Below are 20,333 nucleotides of genomic sequence, written 5' to 3' on the forward strand. Positions count from 1 at the left end.
ATAGAAATCCAGGTCAGTATAGCACTATTTATCCCAGAAATCCAGCCATTTCCATGAAATCTTATAATTCTTCTCTTCCATCAGAGACTGATATTCCGTCTCACTCAAGGTATCCTTCAATACCTTTTCTGATTTACCATCCACAACCTCATAGACACTTCCTTCAAAGCACATATTCGGATACATGACACACCACCAGTTATGTCCCATGCCTGCTCCGATAATCACTTCCAGTGCCTGATAAGTTCCCGCCGGGAACGTATAACTGCCATAGGTCTTTACCGGGAACTCCACGGAAGATAATTTCACCTCTACCGGATAATCATAGCCCTCCTGCCGGATGACTTCTTTTGCAATATGTATAATTTCCGGGAAGTGTTCTCTTGCAATCCGGCTGCTTTCTTCGGCTGTCTTAGCATCCTGCAAAAGTTCTCCCATTTCTTTTCCAACAGCATCCCGCACCTTAAGCTTCAGTGCCTGATCTGCTTCCCCATCACTGTTTGCCCTGACATGGAAACGCAGAATCTTTTCTGCAATGTCCTCCTGCATTCTTCGCCCCTCATAAGCCTTTTTCGCACTGCCTGCCGTAAATACCAACAGTAATAACAGCATGCCATAGAACAACGCCCTTTTTAAATACAATTTTTTTCGGTTATATTCTTTCATGGTAAAACTCCTTTTCATGTTTCTGATTTCTTGTTTCTTTTTTTCCTTGCTACGCTTTCTTTAGCCATACCATTCTGACTTTCTATCTGGAATATAACCGAAAAAATTTTTTCTATACATTTTGATAACTTTTTGAGGGAGAAAATTTTATGTAGAAATGGGGTGGGGTTGTAAATTTTTCTTGGTGGGATGCGGCTGAGCTTGTAACTTTTCTTTTTGGGGACACGGTTGAGTTTGCGACTTTTCTCTCAAAAGTCGCTGGTGAAGTTGATTTGGGTATAATTTAAGAAAAATGACTCTTTTTTGCCCAATCTCCTCTGCTGTTATCTCCGAAGTTCTCTCGGTTTGGGTAAGATTCTAGAAAAATGAAGTCTTTTTACCCAATCAGAAGCAAATAACAAAGACTATGCTTCCTTCTGCAACTCATTTTGGGCAAAAAGTAATGTAATCTTTCTGTTTTTGCCCAATCTAAGTCAAATTAATAAATTAACTTAAGAAATAATAGGCTGCCGTCAGCATCACCAGAACCAGACATCTTACAAAGATGTTGCCAATGTTACCAGTGTAACCGGGTGTCCAGCATCCTACGGAGATGTCACCAGCGTGACATCCCAATGATATTCCACTGTCAGGTTTTTCCGGTAACTGCTCCAATCCTTCTGATATTGCAAATAAATATCCCTTGCATATGCCCCTAATTTATAATAACTGTTTGTTCCATCTGCATTCTGATTCTGTTGCAATTTTTCTGTCATGGCATCCATCTTTTCTTCCAAAGTCTGCTCTATTTCTGCTTCCACTTCCATCAGAGCATTTTCATCCTGACTGTCTGTATGAAGGTCTTCCAATTTTTCATCCCTGTGCTTTGTTTTCTGCAGCAGTTCCCTGTTGCCCTGATACTTTCCATCCGCCTTTATTGTAACGGTTTCCGTCACCTGGCCATTCTGCTCCGTAAAAGCATAGCTGCAGCATAAATTACTAAGTGTTACACTTTCTGCATCTTCAAGTGAAATGCTGTAGCTTTTCATCTTCTGCTCTGAGAGCAAAGCCAGTTCTCCCGTTTCCCGGTCCACTTTGCCTGCTGCCGTCCTGCCCTGCATCAGATAATATTTTTCCAGTATCATTTTATCTTCTGCACAGTTAATATAGGGAATCCACAGATTTTCGTTCTCATTTTCCCATATCCGGAACAGGCTGCCCAGGGTAACTGCCTCACTGTCCTTAAAACGTTCATCCGAGGCAATTCTTTCATTCAGATAAGTTCCTACCGGCTCTTTTAAAACTGTATCCATCTCCATCACCTGATCCGGTTCATCCTCCGTAACAAAAAGCAGCGTATTCCTCGAAAAAAGATTTTCCTCTTCCAGATACCCAAGAAATGCCCCCAGCTGCTTTTCATTCTCTAACAGCGACCTGTTTAGAATCAATGCCTTTAAATGGTTATAATCCATCTCTCCAGGATTTTCCCCATCTGCATGTAAAAACAGCTCCATGCAGTCTTTTCCTTCCGCCAGAAGTACCGATGTATTCTCTTTTTCGCTTTTCTCATCTGCCACATTCTTAAGCTGCTCAAAGCCAAATGCCATCTGATAGTTCTCCTTTGTCAAAGTCACCGCTGCTGCCAATGGAAAATTCCGTTCTTCCAACTCTGTATTTCCACAGCCGCCAAGGCATAAGACTGCCAAAAATATCATGGAAACAATTGTCACGATTCTATTTTTCATACTGCTGCTCCTTTCCACCATTTTTTCCGCTATCCTTTTTCACTATCCCTTTTCACTATCCCTTTTCCCGGCATTTACTTATCTCTCCAATGCACAGCGGAAGAATTACCGTCAACGGAAGAAATGCAATTGCCTGAATCCATATAAACATTATTTTCCACTCCGGTAGCCGGTAAAAAAGTAATGTGACTGCAAATGTAAGAACCATTACAATTAGTATTATCAATTTTTCTATACTTTTCGCATCGGCTTTTCCCTGAATCGCTTCATTTTTCCCATCCGCTTTTTGGTGCCCTTCCTTTTGCCATACAGCTTTCAGCAAATCCGAGGCATAAAACATTCCGGTATTGATAAATGCGTAAATTGTAAAGAACCAGATTGCTACCATAAAGGCATCCTGCCGTTCGAAGAAACCGCCTGGCAGTTTTATCATGCTCATTAATGTAATCGCCGGATATTTCATTTCCGGCAGCATGCCACTGCCAAAGATGCCAAGCGTAATCAGATAGATTGCAGCATTAAAAATCACTGTAACACAAAGGCTTTTCCGGCATGTCCGTCCTACACGGACATTTTCTGCAAGATAGGGCTGTAAAAACAAAACAAATGCCATTGTGCCATACAGGAGCACGACTGCCGCTGTCCCTTTCACAAAGTTTCCCCAGGAATGTACCATTACCGGAGTCCAGTAAATCGTATTGACATCCTTTGTTGCCAGAAGCAGCATTAAAATAAGTGGAAGAAATACAAACCAGAACAGGATTTCATACACCCGGGCACGCCCTTCGATGCCCTGCCAGATTCCATAGCCACATAAAAGCATTAGTAAAACTGCTGCCAGCACAAATGAACTGTCCTTTAACAATTCACTCACCATCAGGTCACTTAAAAGAAATAAGCCATAGCCCGCCAGCAGAATTCCCTCGACTGTATAGACTACCAATACAAAAATGCGAATAAAACCATTGCCTTGTTTCTTTAAAATCTCCGGATAACTTTTCCCGATGTTACTGATATTGCTGGTATTACTGCCATTTCTGGTATTACTGTTTTTCCGCTTTTCCTGTAGCAGCTCTGGAAGAAAGGTAAATAGATACACCGGCACTGCTCCCAGCAATATGGCAAATACGCCGTCTGTCCCAAGCATTTTTCCTAACAGTCCGGGAAGCAGCAACGTACTGATTCCGCACATATCAAAAATCAGGAGCCTTGCCATCTGCCTCTCTGATATTTTCTGATTTTCTGAAAACATAATTACTTTTTCCTCCTAAGCCGCAGACGATTGTGGCGTCTCGCAAAAACCGGTCTGTGCCGCAGTTGATATAATGGCAGACGCAGCAGACTGTCCCGCTCATCCTGATAATCCGTTACATCTGCGCCTACAAAGGGCATCAGATATGGAATGCCAAAACTCTTAAGATGTGACAGATGAATGAGTACCGCAAGCAAAGCCATCAAAAAGCCGAAAAAGCCCAGCCACGCACACATGGCAATAAAGAAAAATTTCAAGATGCGAAATGCTGTTGCAAATTCTTCATTGGGTACCGCAAAGGAACAAAGTGCTGTAAATGCCACCACAATTACCACGATAGGACTGACCAGATTTGCTTCCACCGCCGCCTGTCCGATAATCAGCCCACCGACAATTCCTATGGTATTCCCCATAGCTCCCGGAAGGCGTACGCCTGCTTCCCGCAACAGTTCAAAGGATAATTCCATCAAAAGCACCTCTACCACCCCGGGAAACGGCACTCCTTGTCTTGCTGCTGCAAAGGATAACAGCAATTTCGTCGGCAGTATCTGTGTATGAAAATTACAGACTGCAAGATACAGTCCCGGTAATGTCATGGCAAAAAAAGAAGCCAGAAAACGTAACATTCTTCCCAATGATGCAATTTCCCAGCGGTTGTAATAGTCATCACTGGTCTGTATGAAGGAGTTATAATCCGTCGGCAGTATCAGTGCAATTGGTGAATTATCCGCAATCAGTACTACCCTTCCCTCTAAAATTGCCATTGCTGCACGGTCTGGCCGCTGTGTGGTCTGAAACTGGGGAAATGGAGAATACCATTTTTCTTCTGTAAGCTGTTCAATAATTCCACTGTCTAAGACTCCGTCAATTTCAAATCCATCAAGCCGCTTTTCTACCTCCTCTAAAACTCCGGGATAAATCAAATCTTCCATATACATCAAATCCACATTGGTCTTACTGCGCAGCCCTACCTTTTTCTCTTTTACCTTTACTTTCGGAGAACGAATCCTTTTACGTACCAATGCCGTATTTGCTTTTACGGACTCGGTAAATCCTTCATTAGAGCCCCGGATTACCTTTTCTGAATTTACTTCAGAAATTCCCATAGACGGGTATCCCTTATCCGGAATCTTTAATGCTTTATCATAGCCATCTATAAATAGAATGGTATCTCCGGTCAGAAGACCTGCTGCTGCATCCGAAAAAGTATCAAAGGGCGTAACATCCGATAATCCAAGGGCATTCTGCGACAGCCGCTCATAGACTTCTTTTTCATTATAATGACACAATTCGTTTAAAAGCCTGCCAACGAGAGATTTTTCAAAAATTGCTCCACCACCGGTTATCTCTATGTATGCTGCCATACACGCAATCTGCTGCTTCTGTCCTATCTTCATGGTTCGCATTTTAATATCCGCACACCCGGAAAATATCTTCTGAAAACGTGCAGCATTTTCCTGCAAACTGGTTGTAATTTCATCATTGTGTTCTGCATTACGTTCTGCTGTATGTTCTGCGGTGTGTCCTACGATATGCTTTGCGGTGTGCTCTGCGATTTTCTCTTCTTTCTGCTGCATAAATCAACTCCTTGGCATAATTTTTATAGTATCGGATGTCCGCCAGCTCTGCATATAAACATGCGATTTTCCAGTCACCTGTGCATATGCAAAAAGGACAGACCCTGTGTGGTCTGTCCTTAGTGTTTCCGTATTTTGTTTTTTTATTCCTGTTTCTTTATGCTATTGGTCTTGTTCCTGCTGACGGATCATATCTTTGACTGCTTCTGCCTGATTCTTCACATGCTCCCGCATGGTTTCTGAAGCACGGGACTTGTCCTTCCTGCGAAGACTCTCTGCAATATCCTTATGTTCCTTTAATAATCTCGGATAAATCGTCTCGTCCTTTAAATATTCTACACGGTAACGATACATCTGCTCCCGCAGATTGTTCAGCATGGATACCAGTTTTGCATTTCCGGTAGCATTATAAATAGCATCATGAAATGCTACATCTGCCTGTGCAATTTCTTTTACATCATCACTTTTTAAAGAATTTTCAAAATTCTGTCTTGCCTGTTCTAATGCATCAAACTGTTCATCTGTAATCTGTTCTGTTGCAAGCTGCACTGCCAGTTCATCTAAAGCTGCCCGGATCTGTAACACATCTTCCATGTCCTTTTCTGTCATGCGGGCAACCTCGGCTCCTCTTCTCGGTATGGTTACAGCAAGCCCCTCCTGCTCTAACATCCGGATGGCCTCACGAATCGGAGTCCGGCTGACTCCAAGCTTAGATGCCAGCTGCAGCTCCATCAGTCTTTCACCCGGTTTTAATTCTCCTTTTAATATTGCCTCACGAAGTGTATTAAATACAACATCTCGCAAAGGAAGATATGCATTCATATTTAATTCCAGATTATCTGTCATATATTAACCCTCCAACCCTTTTTTATAAAGAGCATGTTGTTATCTTCTATTATTATAAATCTCTGTTACAAAGACCTGCCTTGCGAGCCCGCTCTGGCGTACAATCGCTGCTGCCATTTTTGCCGTTTCCAGTTCATCAAAAAGTCCAAATACTGTCGGGCCACTTCCACTCATCATGGCATTCAATGCACCATTTTCCCGCATCAGTTCTTTTATCTTCTCTATCTCCGGATACTTCTTTGCAGTAACCGTTTCTAAAAGATTTCCCATACTACCTGCAATTGCCGGCAAATCCTTTGTGCGGATATTCTGTATCAAGGCATCAATGTCAGGATGCTGTGTATCCTCATCCAGCTTCAGATTCTCATAGACATATTTAGTAGATACACTGACCTGCGGTTTGGCAATCACTACCGGACACTTCACCATCGGTGGCAGTGAAGTTAATTTTTCTCCAATGCCTTCTGCCAAAGCTGTACCACGCATGATGCAATACGGTACGTCAGCCCCAATCTGAACGCCCAGTTCCATCAGTTCTTTCCGCTTTATTCCAAGATTGAATAATTCATTGATTCCATAAAGCACGCCTGCGGCATCCGTGCTTCCACCTGCCATCCCGGCAGCAACAGGAATCCGCTTATTCAGCCGGATATCAATGCCTTCTTCAATCTGATATTTTTCTTTCATAAGTCTCGCTGCCCGGTAAGCCAGATTACTTTCATCTACCGGAAGAAATCCAAGATTTGTCTCTAAATGTATGCCAGACTCTATTTTCTTAAGATGAAGCTGGTCATATAAATGAATGGTCTGCATAACCATCTTTACTTCATGATACCCATCTTCTCTCCGACGCAATACGTCCAATCCAAGATTTATTTTTGCCAGTGCTTTTACTGCAAGTTCGTCCATTGTTTTTCTCCTGTATTTTGTATACATGATACAAATTTATGTTATCATTTTTTCTAAAAAAGGTCAATTCTTCCTCTTATATTTTGTCCCATTCTTACCGATAAAATATATGAATAAGACTAAGAATGGATACTTAGTAAGCATTTGACCAAGGAGGGTTAAGATTATGGCAATTAATTCTATTAACAATTATGTATCTGCTGCATCCACTGTTGCCACAGATTCCAAAGTTTCTTCTAAGAAGACCGAATCTTCGAAGAATGACACCTCTACTGGTGTTATCTATGAAAAAGGCTCCAGTGACAAGAGCAGTTCTTCCCAAAAGACACAGAACTCTGCTCTCATTGCAAAAATGAAAGCTGATTCTGACAGCCGTATTTCACAGCTTCGCGGAATTGTAGAACAGATGATGAGCAAACAGGGCGCAGCCATTGGCAAAGCCGATGATATGTGGTCTTTCCTTGCAGGCGGTAACTTCACTGTTTCTGCTGATGTAAAGGCACAGGCACAGGCTGATATTGCAGAAGACGGATACTGGGGTGTAAACCAGACCTCTGACCGTATTTTAGATTTTGCAAAAGCATTATCCGGTAATGATAAGTCCAAGGCCCAGGAATTAGCAGATGCTTTTAAAAAGGGCTTCGATCAGGCTACCAAAGCCTGGGGTGGAAAGCTTCCTGATATTTCCCAGCAGACCTATGATAAAGTATTAGAAAAATTCGATAGCTGGATGAATGGTGAAGAGGACTAAATAGAATAAAGAATGTGCCTTGGCACATTCTCGCGCCTGCGGCGGTCGCTTGCGACATCTACCTTATACGTCGCAGTGTGCATCCTCGCAGAGCGTTTTTACGTTACAGGAAAGCAATTTCCTGTAACGTAAAGAAGCTGCCGGTTTTGGCAGCTTCTTTTATTTTTCTTTATCCGCTCTATTTTTTTCTTCCCGCAATAGCTCTGCTTCCTGTGCTGCCTTGGCCTCTAGAATTGCTTCGTTCAGGGATAACATCTTTGCATCCAGCATAGAAACAATTTCTGCACACTCCCGCAAATCTTTACTGATATATTCCGGTGCATTTCCTTCGAATTTGTAATATATCTTATGTTCAAGACTCGCCCAGAAATCCATTGCAATGGTCCGTATCTGAATCTCAACCTTTGTATCCACTACACGGTCTGATAAAAAAATCGGCACCGTAACCAACATATGATAACTCTTATAGCCGCTTTCCTTCGGATGCCTGATATAATCCTTTACCGATACCACGGTAAGGTCATTCTGTTTTCCAATCATCTCTGCCATACGATAAATATCAGAGGTAAAGGAACATACAATACGGATTCCTGCAATGTCATTTACATAATTGACCATATTATCAATGGTACTCTCGTAACCATATCGTTTCAGCTTCTTTACGATACTCTCCGGCGTCTTAATCCGCCGCTTTATATATTCTATCGGATTGTACTGATGTACATGCTGAAATTCATCATTTAATATTTCAAGCTTGGTTCCAACTTCTTTTAATGCAGAATTATAAAGAAAGATTATGGTATTCCAACCATCTACACCTTCTGTCACTTCAATTGGTGATTCCATTTTCTACTCCTCCATGCATCTACTGCGGAAAATAACCTTTTTATATTTCCGGAATTTTCCTCGTAAGTTATAATATATGCAATAATAATCTAACTTTAGTATAGCACATCTTTGTATAATATGTTTGTTATTAGTTAAATTTTTATCAATTTTTAATAATTATGCACAAGAGGTATTGTTTTTATTTTCTTATGGTATAACTTTTATCTATATTTTCTTAAATCTTTCTTATAAATCGAGCTTCAAATCATTTTCTTTGATCCAGCCAATCTTACGGAAGAACAGACCGAATGCCCAGGTTAAAACACCCGGTAAGATAAAGCATACTAACAGCATTCCAATCCAGTCCATTGGTGTAATGGCTGCCTTGGTGCCGGATGCAATATCATTAATCCAGCCGGTATAAATACCAATCTGACCAACCAGTCCACAGGTTCCCATTCCGGATGCTACAGCTGCACCGTTCATCTGAAGATGGAATACACAGGTTGCTATTGGGCCTGTTATGGCGGAGCTTAAAATTGCCGGAAGCCATATTCTTGGATTCCGCACGATATTTCCCATCTGTAACATGGAAGTTCCGATTCCCTGTGCGAAAAGTCCACCCCATTTATTTTCCCGGAAGCTCAGTACTGCAAAACCTACCATGTTGGCACAGCATCCTGCTACTGCAGCTCCTCCTGCCAGTCCGGTCAGTCCCAAAGCTGCACAGATTGCAGCACTGCTGATTGGCAGCGTCAGTGCAATACCTACAATTACAGAGACTAAAATTCCCATAAAGAACGGCTGCAATTCGGTTGCCCACATAATGGCATTTCCTACTGCACTGGCTGCGGCTCCGATTGCCGGTGCCCACCAGATGGATAAGCCTGCTCCGATGAAAATGGTTACAAACGGAGTAACGATAATATCAATTTTGGTTTCTTTGGATACTGCTTTACCGAATTCGGCTGCAAAGATGGTGACAATCAATACTGCCAGCGGTCCGCCTGCTCCACCCAGGGTATTTGCGGCCACACCGACGGCTGCCAGTGAAAAAAGCACCAGTGGCGGACACTGCAAAGCAAAACCAATGGAGATTGCCATTGCCGGGCCGGTTGCTGCTTTGGCATATCCACCGATGTCCACCAGAAGCTGGATGCCAGCCTGCTCACCAATTGTACTGATAATTGTTCCAATTAAAAGAGAAGCAAAAAGACCTTGTGCCATTGCACCTAAGGCATCAATGCCATATCTTTTTGCTGAGATAATAATATTTTTGCGTTTTAAGAACGCTTTTATCTTTTCCATTTTTCTTCCTCCTTGACTTTAACTGTCTTGTCAGTTGTCTTGTCAGTCAAGGAGTAGTTTACCATATCGAGAAAAAAAGTCAAGCTGTTATCTTGCGTAGCCTTTTTCCCGTAATTTTTCTTCTATGATGTCAAGTAATTGTTCTGAATCTGCTTCTACGGTATGAAAGTGTTTATTTCCGGTCAGTGTCTTAAGCGGCTTTGCCTTGCTCTTTGCAACCTTTGCAATAAATTCGTCCACATCCTGACGGCTTTTTAAAATCAGATCCACCGTTATCTGTCCGTAAATATCATGCTCGATTACGACGTCTAAGACTTTCCCACCGAAATCCACGATGGTATAAAGCTCATCCTGTGTCTGTTCATCACTGTGGCTTACTGCAATGGTTCTTCTTGCTTTCTGTGTCTCTTCCGAAGGGTCATAAAGCACATAGCCTTTGTTGGTGCTTAAAATATTCTTATTTACTGCACGAAGCAATGCAATATCCTGTACAATCACCTGACGGCTGACTCCTAATTCTTTTGCCAATTCTGTTCCGGACAAAGGTTTTCCCTTCTCCCCCAGCATCTTAATGATGGTATCCCGGCGCATCTGCCCTTCCATTTTCTTTCCTCCTGACACAGTTACTTAATCCTCTTCAATCACATGAATTTCCAAAAAATCAAATTCAATTTCTTCCACAAAATTATCCTGATAAAACCTGGTCTTTGCATGCCGCTTAAATTCATCTACATTGCGGTCTAACCAGATTGGTTTTCCCAAATCAAAGGTATAGCACACCTCATCTAATGCCCGGAACACCTTATGGGTTCTGGTATCCCCGGAGTCATCACAGATGGTGGTATCCTTTAACATATGATTGTCTTTAAATTCTTTTGCCCATAACCGGAACATCCCTTACCTCCTCTGGCGTGCTGCCTCATACATCAGCAGTGTTGCCGCAATTGCTGCATTCAGTGATTCTACTTTTCCTGCCATTGGAATGTGGATATAGGTATCTGCCATTCTGGCAATCTCATCCGATAATCCATTTCCTTCATTTCCAATTAAAAAGCCTGTGGGTTCTTTATAATCCGGCTCCTCATAAGAAACACTGCCCTGCAGATGGGCACTGTAAAGCTTTATTTTCCGGGACTTTAACTGCATCAATATATCCTGCAGGTTTTCCGTCACGAAAAATGGTACGCGAAAGATACTGCCCATAGTGGAGCGGATGGTCTTTGGATTAAAAACATCTACAGTGGTGCGGTTCATGATAATTCCGCTGATTCCCGCTCCCTCTCCGGTTCGGAACATCGTGCCTAAATTGCCCGGATCCTGAATACTTTCAAGAATCAGAAGATGGGCATTTTCCTTTGGTATTACTTCTTCTAAGGTATAATCCGGCATTTTCACAAGACAAAGGATTCCCTGCGGTGTCTTGGTATCGGACACACTTTCAAACACATGATTGGCAAGTACTTCATAATTTTTTCCCTGCAGAACTTTTACATGGGATTCCTCTTCCATGAAATGCTCGGAAACATAAATTCTATCAAGCCAGCCTTCCGGGATTTCCCGGAACATACGGATTCCTTCCACAACAAAAAGCCTCTGTTCATTACGAACTTTGGCTTTTTTTACTAACTGAATTAAATTTTTTACCTGCGGATTTGCTGTACTGGTAATCATAATAACATCCTATCTGGAAAGATTTCTACAAATTTCATACTGATATTCCGGAATGGATTTGGTCATTGCCAGTGCCTCGTCAATATCATAATCTACGAATTCACCATTTTTATATGCTACAAGACGGTTGGATTTGCCTTCGCACAGCAAATCTACGGCAATGCATCCCATGGTAGATGCATAAACACGGTCTTTACAGGTCGGGCTTCCACCACGCTGCATATGTCCTAAGATGGTCGCTCTGGTTTCAACTCCGGTTGCTGCTTCAATTCTCTTTGCCATGCTTGCGGAATGACCGATACCTTCTGCATTTACAATAATATGATGCTGCTTTCCACGTTTTCTGTTCTCTATAATATTATTTACAAGCTTCTGCTCGTCATAATCATATTTCTCCGGAAGCAGGATATCCTCTGCTCCATTGGCAATACCACACCACAGTGCAATGTAGCCTGCGCCTCTGCCCATTACTTCAATGATGGAGCAGCGCTCATGGGAGGTTGAGGTATCACGTACCTTATCAATGGCTTCCATGGCAGTATTTACTGCGGTATCAAAACCGATGGTATAATCGGTACAGGAAATATCAAGGTCAATGGTTCCCGGTAATCCGATGGTGTTGATTCCAAGTGCTGCCAGCTTCTGTGCGCCCTTAAAGGAACCGTCTCCACCGATTACGATAATTCCATCAATGCCATGTTTTCTGCAGATTTCAGCACCCTTCTGCTGTCCTTCCGGTGTTACGAATTCCTGACAACGTGCAGTCTGTAAAATTGTTCCACCTCTCTGGATAATGTCTGCTACATCTTTTGCTTCCATATCAATAATCTCTTCCTGCAAAAGACCTGCATAACCTCTCTTAATTCCTTTTACTTTCTTTCCCTTTGCAATAGCTTCCCTTACTACTGCACGGATAGCAGCGTTCATGCCCGGAGCATCCCCGCCACTGGTTAAAACACCAATTGTCTGAATTTCTTTTGACATTCCCTGTTACCTCCTATATGTAAACACTTCTCTTTGTTCTTTATCCAATCATTTTTATTCTAATCCTTAAACTGTGGTTTTGCAATGGCTACAACGACTTTTCTACAACTTTTACATTATCTTTACCTAAGAAATTCCCAAGATCTTCTAAAAGCTCTTTTGTAATTGCAACATTTCTGTTTTCCGGCAGACGCTTCATCTGTTTTTCTGCTGCAAGATAAATAACGACATGCTCTGAGCCATCGGCATCCATCATTTTTCCATAAAGAGCACCTTCTTTTTCTTCGAAATCGCTCTTACTTGGGAACTGCAGCCACAGCTCCCGTTTCACTTCATCAAAGGAAATGATTTTCTCACAAATAAGCTTGCCGTTACGGTCTTCTTCTGCAGTTACACGGCCTTCCACAAATACTTTGGCATCATTTTCAAGATATTTTGCATAACGCTCATAATCCTTCGGGAAAATGATGATTTCCACTGTTCCCACCAGATCTTCTAACGTAATAAATGCCATCGCCTTATTACTCTTGGTATACTTGATGACTTTATCGGTAATCATTCCACCGATACGTACCTTTGCGCCATCCGATACCTTAAGGGTTCCGGTCTCTTCATCCAGTACAAAGTCTGTGGTAACGGCATTGGTATTCTTCTTTAAACGCTCCATATATTCTTCCAGCGGATGTCCGCTGATATATATGCCCAGGACTTCCTTTTCAAAGCCAAGAAGCACTTCTTTGTCATACTCTTCTACATTCGGAAGCTTGATTTCGTACTCTGCCTTGTCCTCTTCCGGTGCAATATCAAAAAGTGTCATCTGACCAGCCATTGTGGTCTTCTTTTCCTGATTCAGTGCATCCAAAAGAGAACCGTATATCATCATCTTCTGACGGCGGTTTCCTTCCAGTCCGTCTAAGGCTCCCGCTTTGATAAAGTTTTCTATGGTCCGTTTATTCACTTCTCTTCCGGAAAGTCTTGTAATAAAATCCTTTAACGTGGTAAACGGCCCACGGATTTTACGCTCCTCCACAATGGCATCAATCACCGGTCTTCCGATACTCTTAATGGCAGAAAGTCCATAGCGGATTGCTTGTCCGGATACGGAGAAACCACCCTCGCCTTCATTGATATCCGGCGGCAGAATTGCGATTCCCATCTGGCGGCAGGTGTAGATATATTCTGAGACTTTGGAAGTATTGTCTAAGACTGATGTCATTAACGCTGCCATAAACTCTACCGGATAATAGTATTTCAAATATGCGGTCTGATATGCAACCACTGCATAAGCTGCCGCATGGGATTTATTAAATGCGTATTTGGCAAAGTCAATCATGTTATCATAAATCTTGTTTGCCACTTTCTCATCGATTCCTCTTGCAATACAACCCGGAACATTTTCTTCCGGATTACCATAGACAAAGTTCTTCCGCTCCTGCTCCATTACCTTGCCTTTTTTCTTAGACATGGCACGGCGCACCAGGTCAGATCTGCCCCATGTATAACCGGCGAGGTCACGTACAATCTGCATAACCTGTTCCTGATATACGATACAGCCATAGGTCGGCGCCAGAATCGGCTCCAATTCCGGGCAGTCATAGGTAATGCTTTCCGGGTGGTCTTTTCCCTTGATATAAGCCGGAATAAAGTCCATTGGACCCGGACGGTAAAGAGAAATGCCTGCGATAACATCCTCTAAGCTCTGTGGCTTTAACTCCTTCATGAAGTTCTTCATTCCGGCACTTTCCAACTGGAAGACACCATCGGTTTTGCCGGTTCCAAGAGAGTCTAGCACTTTCTTATCGTTATAATCAATGGCATTCATATCAATTTTTTTACCGCTGCTCTTTTCTGCAAGACGGACTGCATTCTGGATTACAGTCAGTGTCCGGAGTCCTAAGAAATCCATTTTCAGAAGTCCTAATTCTTCAATGGTAGTCATGGTAAACTGTGTGGTTATGGTGCCATCGGATGCTCTTGACAACGGAACATATTCATCCATTGGTTTCTGGCTGATTACCACGCCTGCTGCATGCATGGACGTATGCCTCGGCAGACCTTCTAATCTTCTTGACATATCGATAAGCTTCTTTACCGACTCGTCGGATTCATACATGCCCCGAAGCTCCGGGTTCATCATCAGTGCCTTATCAATGGTGATTCCAAGTTCATTTGGAATTGCCTTGGCAATCGTATCCACAAAATTATAAGGCAAATCCATGACACGTCCAACATCACGGATTACTCCACGGGCTGCCAGCGTACCAAAGGTTACAATCTGTGTCACACAGTCCTTGCCATATTTTTCTACCACATAATCAATAACTTCCTGTCTTCGTTCAAAGCAGAAGTCCACATCAATATCGGGCATAGATACACGTTCCGGATTTAAGAAACGCTCAAAAATCAGATTGTAACGAACCGGGTCAATATCTGTAATTCCGGTGGTGTAAGAAACAAGGCTTCCTGCGGCACTGCCTCGTCCCGGTCCCACCATAATATCATGCTCTCTCGCATAATGGATAAAGTCCCACACAATCAGGAAATAGTCCACATATCCCATATTTTTAATAACGGCAAGCTCGTCATCTAATTTCTGTAAATATTTTGGTGCATCGGCTCCATACCGCTTATCCAGTCCTTCATGACACAATTTATTTAAATAAGTCCAGGAATCATAGCCTTCCGGCACCTCAAAATGCGGCACCTTGGTATGTCCGAATTCAATTTCCACATGACAGCGGTCTGCAATCTTCTGGGTATTTTCCAGTGCCTGCAGTGCATATGGAAAAAGTGATTTCATTTCCTCTTCGGATTTGACATAATACTGTCCGCCTTCATAACGCATTCTGTCTTCGTCCGCTAATTTTTTTCCGGTCTGAAGGCAGAGCAGGATGTCATGAGGCTCTGCATCCTCTGCATTGGTGTAATGCACGTCATTGGTTGCCACCAGCTCAATTCCGGTCTCCTGACTCATGCGAAGAAGCTGCTGGTTTACCAGCTTCTGCTCCGGAATTCCATGATCCTGCAGCTCTAAAAAGAAATTGCCTTTTCCAAAACAGCGTTCATAGCGGTAAGCTACTTCTTTTGCTTCTTCATACATTCCACGTACCAGATTACGCTGTACTTCACCTGCCAGACAGGCACTTAAGGCAATGATTCCCTCATGGTATTTTTCTAACACTTCCATGTCCACACGCGGCTTATAATAGTATCCCTCCACAAAGCCTTTGGATACAATTTTCATCAGATTGCTATAGCCTGTGTTATTCTCTGCCAGAAGCACAAGATGATAGTATCTGTCCTCTCCATGTACCATCTCGCGGTCTAATCTGGAGCCGGGAGCCACATAGACTTCACAGCCAAGAACCGGGTTAATTCCCGCATCCCTGGCTGCCTTATAGAAATCAATGACACCATACATAACACCATGGTCGGTAATCGCCCCTGCTGTCATGCCAAGTGCCTTGATTTTCTCCACATATTCTTTTATTTTATTTGAACCGTCTAACAGACTGTATTCTGTATGTACATGTAAATGGGCAAATGCCATTCCCGTTTCCTCTCTTCCGCTGTTTCTATTCTTCGCCTTTTATCACTGTCTCATATTATAACGTTTTTTGCGGAAGGTTTCAACGACCGGAAGGAGATTCTGTGTGGATTATTCCGGGGAAATTATATCAATTTGCGGCATTCGTGCTGCTCCCCATATATTAACGAAATTGTTTAGAGACTCTTAGAATTTCTCACCAAAACTGGCAATGCTGGCACATGGACGTGCCAGCAAGGCACAGATGAACATGGATGTGAATTTGTGCCGGTTGCCGGAACTTTTTTTATATTTCATGAAATTCTTAGAGACTCTTAACAATGCAGTGACATATGGGGAGCGGCCCGAATGCCGCAAACTCTTATATTTTCCCGGAATATACATACAATAAAAAATGTATTTTGACATTCTTCTTCAATGTGCTAAACTATATGTGAAAAAATTAACGAAGTATATCTCAAGAGGTGATATCATGGAAAAGTCTGGATTGATTGTAGAAGGCGGCGGTATGAAATGCGCTTACAGTGCCGGAATTCTGGATGCCTTCTTAGACGACAATGTTACATTTGATTATTGTATGGGGGTATCTGCCGGTGCGGCAAATACTGCTTCTTACCTTGCCGGGCAACGTGGCCGTAATCTGCGTTTCTATATAGAGCATGTAAAAGACCCCCGCTACATCAGTATCAAAAATCTGATTAAAACCGGTTCTCTCTTCGGGCTTCAATATATTTACGGAACCTTAACCAATTCCACAGGAAACGACCCGCTGGATTATGATGCCTTAGCAGCAAATCCAAGTGAATTTCATTTTCCGGCAACCAATGCTGCCACCGGAAAGGCAGAATATTTTTCCAAAGAAGATTTAGGCCGTGATGATTACCGCGGCATTATGGCAACCTGTGCCCTTCCGGGCTTCTGCAAACCGATTTCTTTTCACGGCAATTATTACTATGATGGCGGTGTTGCAGATTCCATTCCGGTTGAACGTGCCATTGCAGATGGCTGCGACAAGGTAGTAATTATCTACTGCCGTCCACTTGGCTATGTCAAGCAGCCGGAGAGTTACCGTTTTCTTTACAAAAAGATGTTACGGAAATTTCCAAATACGATTACTGCAATTGATAACAGACACTTAAATTACCGGCACTCGGTAGAAGTTGCTGCAAAATTACAAAAAGAAGGACGGGCATTTCTCTTTGCACCGTCCCATCAGGTTAAGATTGGCACTTTTACCACTGACCCGAAAATCATGCAGGAGCTTTATGATTTAGGAATCAGTGATTATAAAGCACAAAAGGATGCGCTGCGTGCCTTCTTAAACAATTAACAATATTTCTTTCTGCCAGCAGCTGCCACAACCATCAATCCAGCTGCGGAAAACATCAGAAGCAGTATTCTTCCAACCGGTGTTTCATCACCAGTTTTTATGGTTGCAGTCTTCTGTATTGTTCCCGTCAGGGCTGCCGTATTGGAACCGGCTGCATCAGAGCTGCTTCCATTTGAAGTTCCCGCTACTGTGCCGGAACCGTTCGTTCCAGTGCTGCCTGTAGTTCCATTACTGCCTGTGGTTCCATTACCACCTGTGGTTCCATTACCGCCCGTGGTTTCACCTGGATTGGAACCAGTTCCAGTAGAAGGGGCTTCCTTTACGGCAACTGTTACCTTTGTAGACGCAGAAGCCAGATAGTTTCCTGTTTCTGCATACCGTACGAAATAGTCACCTGCTGCAAGCTGGATTATCTTTGTACCATCTGTAACCTTGATCCAATGAATTTCATCTGTGCTGTATTCCATTGCAGTAGTCAGGTTTTCAATGGCTCCATCACTTGCACCTGTTTTACTGGTATTTACAGCCTTCAGTCCTGTTGGTGCCGCCTGACCTGCCTTCCCTATCGTAAACTGCAGATGTGCTGCTTCATGATACACTCCAATACCTGTTATTGTTACCTCTGCATTTCCTGCATTTTTGTTATCCGAATAAGCAACGGTATAATCCGTATCCTTTGTCAGTGTCTGTCCGTCATATACCACAAGTACTTCCGGTTCCTTTGCTGTTCCATCATAAGTATAGGTCGTTGGATTCAATGTTGCTGATAAATCTGCATCTGTCATCTTACGATAACGAAGCTCCACATTCTGGGCAATCTGACCATCTGCATCCACAATGGTATTTCTGTAATCAACATCTGCCGGATTTCTCTTCCTATTTGCAATAGAATAATCTTTTGGCAGGAATCCCCGGATTGTTCCCAGGCTTTCTTCCAGTGCAACATTAGCATAATTCGAAATACCCTGGCTTACATTCTTTAATATCAGCTTTGAATCTTCATCCATTGTAAGCTTCTCTAACCAGCACTGTCCAGAACCATCATTTCCGGATACTGTAACTTCACTTCCCTCAAGCTTTACTCCACTGTTCGTCATCCACTGTAAATCAGTCAGTGCTGCTTTTGCATTTTTAAAGGTCAGTTCCTTTGTAAGTCCGACACCGCCATTGGTAATCTTTCCCTTATAATTACCATTTGCAATGGTAAGATTGTTCCCTGAGGAAATCGTATCCAGAATCAATGTATGTCCGTTCAGGTCAAGGGTTACGGCTTTACTGTCTCCGATTGCTGCGGTTCTTCCATTTCCATAAATATCTTTCACAAATTTGATGGTATCTCCATCTTCCAGGTATCTGAAATCATTACGTGCTCCGGTTCCACCGAAGTCTCCATTCAGCATTCTCTTAGTCGTTCCATCCGTTCCAATCAGCTCTGCATATTCTATGTCATATTCTCCACAGACCATACATCTGCCGGAATATCCTGCTAAAATCGGATGTTCACAGTTATCTGCATCATATGTCTCGCCGGTTGCCATTATCTGTACCCAGTTTTCCCCGCCATCGCTATATTTTACGATATCATTCTGCGTCTGCAATGTTCCTCCCAGAAGTGGCGGAGTACCGGTAGCAGCACTTCCGGTTCTGGATATGGAAAGCTCACCGCCTGCTGCATTCATTAAAATGTTGCTTCCCCCTATTACAGAATGCCCTTCTGCTCCCAGAAGTGTAATGTAATTTCGTGCCTGAAGGTCTGCATCCCCTGCAATTGCTGCATTGTTCGCACTCTGCATGGATATTCTATTTGCATTTATCTTTGCATTTCCTTCGATTATGGCAGCATCTCCATTTGCCTGCAGCATAACAACTAATGAAGGTGCCGTAATCTCTGTACTTCCGGTTGATACCGCTCCCCCTTCACTGGTTATCTCAACACCATATCCATTTTCTGCATTGACAGCGAGATTTCCTTTTACCGCAGTCTTCTTTGCGCGGATTGTTACATCTTTTACTGTTTCTAATTCAAGATTGCCTTCTGCTATTGTTTCACCCACAAGAACTATCCTGCCACTCGAACTGTTCGAATTACTGTTTCCATTGGATGACAGAAATGTATCTTTTGCTTTAAAAAATGCCTCTGTTACATTTATATTATTTCCATTTACCAGATCAAACGAATTCAGGGAACCAGTCTTTTTCAGGCTGATTTCTCCGTTCTGCTCATCCGTTGCCTCTATCAGATACTTCACCGCTCCACCTGATAAATAGATGTCCAACTGATCCGCCTCAAGCTTAACTGAACCGGCAGAGATAAATACATCACCAGTAACATCGTCTGCATCTAAAGTTATCTCCCCGGCGGTTTTTAAGTCCACCAGAGAAAGTCCCTTTATAAGAGCATTTCCACCCCTTCCAGAAACTTGAATATCTCCGGTATATTCATCCGCCTTAAGTACTGCATCTGCAGTTCCTGTAACCAATGTTTCCGTATCATTATCATTTGTCAAATAAAAGTTACCATCCCCTTTCAATGTCAGGGTTCCATTTTCAATCTTTAAGATTTCTGTTGAACTTCCTCCGTTCGAATATATTTTTACACTTCCTTTTACTTCCATTATACCTGCACTATAATAGATATATGCTCCCGGAAGAGCCGCCGGGTCACATTCACTCATGGTTCCACTCCCTCTGCTTCCTCCGAATGCATAGTATCTGCCATCCTCTAGTTCCGTTCCGTTTATGGATACCTTCAGTCCCTCTGCATGTACCGGTATTACTTCCTGCATTCCGGTAAATACAGTCATCAGCAGCAGTAACACTGCCAAGATTCCACATGTTTTCTTTTTTAATTTCATAAGTTACCTCCCAAATTTATTTTTCTCTTACGAAATATTTTTCAGAATGAATTTGTATACCAATTTCCTTTATACCATTCTTTTT

Annotated in this window: 16 protein-coding genes; 2 read left to right on the top strand and 14 right to left on the bottom strand. The window is 42.6% G+C overall.

Features of this window, described 5'->3' with window-relative positions; genetic code table 11:
• Positions 1 to 24 precede the first annotated feature (24 nt).
• From spoIIR to ispE, 6 genes are all read right to left on the bottom strand, one after another.
• On the bottom strand, positions 25 to 666 hold the full coding sequence (gene spoIIR, locus DXB39_RS10490; RefSeq protein ID WP_158561838.1) for a stage II sporulation protein R: 642 nt from the start codon (positions 664 to 666) through the stop codon (positions 25 to 27).
• 584 nt (positions 667 to 1,250) lie between these two features.
• Positions 1,251 to 2,390 carry a Ger(x)C family spore germination protein gene (locus tag DXB39_RS10495; protein ID WP_158565989.1) on the bottom strand — a complete coding sequence of 380 codons (1,140 nt, stop codon included), beginning with the start codon at positions 2,388 to 2,390 and terminating at the stop codon, positions 1,251 to 1,253.
• A 55-nt stretch (positions 2,391 to 2,445) separates the two neighbouring features.
• Positions 2,446 to 3,642, bottom strand: coding sequence for a GerAB/ArcD/ProY family transporter (locus tag DXB39_RS10500; RefSeq protein WP_117841738.1), 1,197 nt, complete (start codon positions 3,640 to 3,642; stop codon positions 2,446 to 2,448).
• A gap of 2 nt (positions 3,643 to 3,644) precedes the next feature.
• Positions 3,645 to 5,219: a spore germination protein gene (locus tag DXB39_RS10505; RefSeq protein WP_117841737.1), complete on the bottom strand. Its 1,575-nt coding sequence runs from the start codon at positions 5,217 to 5,219 to the stop codon at positions 3,645 to 3,647.
• 162 nt (positions 5,220 to 5,381) lie between these two features.
• Complete coding sequence (locus DXB39_RS10510) at positions 5,382 to 6,065, bottom strand: GntR family transcriptional regulator (protein WP_117841736.1); 684 nt, start codon at positions 6,063 to 6,065, stop codon at positions 5,382 to 5,384.
• Between the two features lie 39 nt (positions 6,066 to 6,104).
• Complete coding sequence (gene ispE / locus DXB39_RS10515) at positions 6,105 to 6,974, bottom strand: 4-(cytidine 5'-diphospho)-2-C-methyl-D-erythritol kinase (RefSeq protein ID WP_117841735.1); 870 nt, start codon at positions 6,972 to 6,974, stop codon at positions 6,105 to 6,107.
• Positions 6,975 to 7,140: 166 nt separating this feature from the next.
• Here ispE and DXB39_RS10520 point away from each other — a divergent pair, with 166 nt between their 5' ends.
• A complete protein-coding gene (locus DXB39_RS10520) occupies positions 7,141 to 7,725 on the top strand; it encodes a hypothetical protein (protein ID WP_117841734.1) in 585 nt (194 codons plus the stop codon).
• A 159-nt stretch (positions 7,726 to 7,884) separates the two neighbouring features.
• Here DXB39_RS10520 and DXB39_RS10525 read toward each other — a convergent pair whose 3' ends face one another.
• The 7 genes from DXB39_RS10525 to DXB39_RS10555 all read right to left on the bottom strand — a co-directional run bounded on the left by DXB39_RS10525 (position 7,885) and on the right by DXB39_RS10555 (position 16,066).
• A complete protein-coding gene (locus tag DXB39_RS10525) occupies positions 7,885 to 8,571 on the bottom strand; it encodes a GTP pyrophosphokinase (protein WP_117697983.1) in 687 nt (228 codons plus the stop codon).
• A gap of 228 nt (positions 8,572 to 8,799) precedes the next feature.
• On the bottom strand, positions 8,800 to 9,861 hold the full coding sequence (locus DXB39_RS10530) for a PTS transporter subunit IIC (protein ID WP_117697982.1): 1,062 nt from the start codon (positions 9,859 to 9,861) through the stop codon (positions 8,800 to 8,802).
• Between the two features lie 87 nt (positions 9,862 to 9,948).
• The gene (locus DXB39_RS10535; RefSeq protein ID WP_022242312.1) at positions 9,949 to 10,464 is read right to left on the bottom strand and encodes a transcription repressor NadR; all 516 of its coding nucleotides are present in this window, start codon (positions 10,462 to 10,464) and stop codon (positions 9,949 to 9,951) included.
• Positions 10,465 to 10,488: 24 nt separating this feature from the next.
• Positions 10,489 to 10,755: a hypothetical protein gene (locus DXB39_RS10540; protein ID WP_022242313.1), complete on the bottom strand. Its 267-nt coding sequence runs from the start codon at positions 10,753 to 10,755 to the stop codon at positions 10,489 to 10,491.
• Between the two features lie 3 nt (positions 10,756 to 10,758).
• Positions 10,759 to 11,532 carry a TrmH family RNA methyltransferase gene (locus DXB39_RS10545; protein WP_117841733.1) on the bottom strand — a complete coding sequence of 258 codons (774 nt, stop codon included), beginning with the start codon at positions 11,530 to 11,532 and terminating at the stop codon, positions 10,759 to 10,761.
• Positions 11,533 to 11,541: 9 nt separating this feature from the next.
• The gene (pfkA, locus tag DXB39_RS10550; protein WP_117841732.1) at positions 11,542 to 12,516 is read right to left on the bottom strand and encodes a 6-phosphofructokinase; all 975 of its coding nucleotides are present in this window, start codon (positions 12,514 to 12,516) and stop codon (positions 11,542 to 11,544) included.
• A gap of 88 nt (positions 12,517 to 12,604) precedes the next feature.
• Positions 12,605 to 16,066: a DNA polymerase III subunit alpha gene (locus tag DXB39_RS10555; RefSeq protein WP_117841731.1), complete on the bottom strand. Its 3,462-nt coding sequence runs from the start codon at positions 16,064 to 16,066 to the stop codon at positions 12,605 to 12,607.
• Positions 16,067 to 16,535: 469 nt separating this feature from the next.
• On the opposite strand from DXB39_RS10555, the gene DXB39_RS10565 reads away from it, so the two are divergent.
• The gene (locus tag DXB39_RS10565; RefSeq protein ID WP_022242317.1) at positions 16,536 to 17,393 is read left to right on the top strand and encodes a patatin-like phospholipase family protein; all 858 of its coding nucleotides are present in this window, start codon (positions 16,536 to 16,538) and stop codon (positions 17,391 to 17,393) included.
• Here DXB39_RS10565 and DXB39_RS10570 read toward each other — a convergent pair.
• On the bottom strand, positions 17,390 to 20,248 hold the full coding sequence (locus tag DXB39_RS10570; RefSeq protein ID WP_117841729.1) for a hypothetical protein: 2,859 nt from the start codon (positions 20,246 to 20,248) through the stop codon (positions 17,390 to 17,392). The genes DXB39_RS10565 and DXB39_RS10570 overlap by 4 nt on opposite strands.
• Positions 20,249 to 20,333 lie beyond the last annotated feature (85 nt).

Source organism: Roseburia sp. OM03-7AC, assembly GCF_003462625.1.
Taxonomy (GTDB): domain Bacteria; phylum Bacillota; class Clostridia; order Lachnospirales; family Lachnospiraceae; genus Roseburia_C; species Roseburia_C amylophila.